We start from the raw sequence: 1,668 nt of genomic DNA on the forward strand, positions 1-1,668 counted from the left end.
GCACCACCGTGACCGGGCCCGCGAACCGCCCCGACGACCCCCAGGGACCGAACATGCTTCCCCTCTCCGCCTCGCAGGAGATCGTCTGGCTGCACGAGCAGATGCAGCCCGGCAGCCGTGCCTACAACTTCACCGCCGCGCTCGACCTGTGGGGCCCCCTCGACGCCGAGGCCCTGCGCGAGGGCCTCGCCGCCACCCTGGCCCGCCACGCGGGCCTGCGGCTCGAACTCGTGGACCGGCCGGGATCGGTACCGGGGCAGCGGGTCGCGCCGCGGTGCGAGCCCAGACTGCACACCGCCGACCTCAGCGGCGAGGACGACCCCGAGGCGGCCTTCCAGGACCTGCTGCGCCGCGAGGCCGAGACACCGCTCGACACCTTCGAGGCGCCACTCATCCGCTGGACGCTCGTCCGGCTCGGCGCCCAGCACCACCGGCTCGTCCACGTCGAGCACCATCTGATCCACGACGGGCACTCGTTCGCGATCCTGCTCGACGACGTCTTCCGCACCTACCGCGCCCGCGTCACCGGAGAAACCCTCACGCTCCCGCCCGCCTCCTCGTACGCGGACCACGTACAGACCCGGGCCGGCGCCGCCCTCAACCCCGAGTCCCTGGAGTTCTGGCGGACCGTCCTGCGCGACCAGCCCCACGACCTGCCGCTCCCCGGCCTCGCCCGGCCCGGCGCCCGCCGCAGGCACCACGGCGGGCAGTTGCGGCAGACGATCGGCGCCGACCTCGCCGAACGGCTGCGCGCCCACGCCCGGGAGCGCGGCCTGACCCCCTTCGCCACGCTCCTGGGGCTGTTCGCCGAGCTCCTGCGCCGCCACAGCGGTCGCTCCCGGATGGTCATCGGCACCGCCGTCGGCAACCGGCCGCTGGGGTACGAGGACGCGGTCGGCATGTTCGTCAACACCATCCCGCTGCCGATCGACCTGGACGCCGGCCTCCCGGCCCAGGACACCATGGACGAGGTCACCGACACCCTCATCCGCGCCCTGCCGCACCAGGACGTGCCGGTGCAGGAGCTGACCCGGGCGCTGGGCCTGCACACCTCCGGCGCCGACAACCCGCTCTTCTCGGTCATGTTCAGCGCCCACGACGCCCCGCTGCCCGAGATCGACCTGCCGGGCCTGGACATCACCCTGTTCGAGGGGTTCAACACCGGGACCACCCGCTTCGACCTGGACGTGGTGCTGCTGCCCGACGACCGGCGCGGCGTGACCACCCGTCACGGCGCGCCCGGCATGACCCTGGTGTGGGACTACGACGCCGACCTGTTCGGCGAGGACGTGGCCCGGCTGCTGTCCGGCCGCTTCCTGGACCTGCTGCGCGCCTACCTCGACGCTCCGGGGGCGCCGTTGGCCGACCTGGCGCCCGCCGCGGTGGAGCCTGCCGCCGAGGCCGCGCCGTTGCCGTCCGGCCGCGATCTGCTGGATCCGGTGGCCGCCCACCACCCGTCGCTGCCCGCCCTGCTGTGCGGGGCGCGCCGGGTGACGTACGGCGAACTGGACGAGCGGGTCGCCTCGCTCGCCGGGCGGCTGCGCGCCGCGGGGGTCGCACCGGGGCAGCCCGTGGCCGTCGTCCTGCCGCGCGGAGCGGACTCGGTCACCGCGCTGCTGGCCTGTCTGCGTACCGGCGCGGTCTACTGCCCGCTCTCCCCCGCCGACC

The 1,668-nt window shown here is 74.8% G+C and carries 1 protein-coding gene; it reads left to right on the forward strand.

All coding sequences use genetic code 11. The annotated features are described in order from the left end of the window. Positions 1-53: 53 nt before the first annotated feature. Positions 54-1,668, forward strand: a 1,615-nt coding sequence (locus ACJA3G_RS36430; RefSeq protein WP_406557308.1) for a condensation domain-containing protein, incomplete at its 3' end; no start/stop codon positions are given.

Source organism: Streptomyces sp. YS-3 (assembly GCF_045257485.1).
In the GTDB taxonomy this organism is placed as follows: Bacteria; Actinomycetota; Actinomycetes; order Streptomycetales; family Streptomycetaceae; genus Streptomyces.